The organism is Bartonella taylorii 8TBB, assembly GCF_902825155.1.
Classification (GTDB): Bacteria; Pseudomonadota; Alphaproteobacteria; order Rhizobiales; family Rhizobiaceae; genus Bartonella; species Bartonella taylorii_A.
This window is the reverse complement of record NZ_CADEAG010000091.1, coordinates 1-507: the sequence shown is the minus strand read 5'-3', so window position 1 is coordinate 507 and position 507 is coordinate 1. Positions and strand designations below refer to the sequence as shown.

At 33.5% G+C, this 507-nt stretch carries 1 protein-coding gene; it reads right to left on the bottom strand.

All coding sequences use genetic code 11. The features are described 5' to 3' along the window. Positions 1-379 (bottom strand): radical SAM protein (locus tag J7R13_RS08785; RefSeq protein ID WP_343212185.1); only part of this gene is annotated, 379 nt, incomplete at its 3' end. Positions 380-507: the final 128 nt, after the last annotated feature.

The following is a 507-nucleotide window of genomic DNA, read 5'->3' as shown; positions in this document are numbered from 1 at the left end:
CAATGTTTTTCCACACACGATCAAATTTATTCGCCCCCCGTATATCATAATATCCTTGGACACTAGTCGAATCCATAGAAATAACAATTTCTTTTATGTCATACTGTGAAATCCATAAATTTTTATGCAATAAGATGCCATTGGTATTTAATTCAACAGGCAGACCTAGTTCATTTAACGTTAATAAAATATCTTTAAGCTTCGGATGCATTAAAGGTTCTCCCCCAGAAAGCATCACTGAGGCAGCTCCTTTTTCTTTCAACATTCTATATGTGAGTGATAAACCTTCTTTTTTATTTATATAACACATTAATATTATATATCTTTTTTGAAGTGAGGGATGCGTAAATAAAAGTTGGGGAATAGGATTTTCTAACATTTCTCTATAAAGCACGCTTCGCACAATGTTTCTAATGTTTCTTTGAAGTCTGCTAACGCTTCTTGATGTAAGCCATCTAAAAGTCTCATAAACGCAACAATAGTTTCACGTTGCAACGGAGTAGAAGA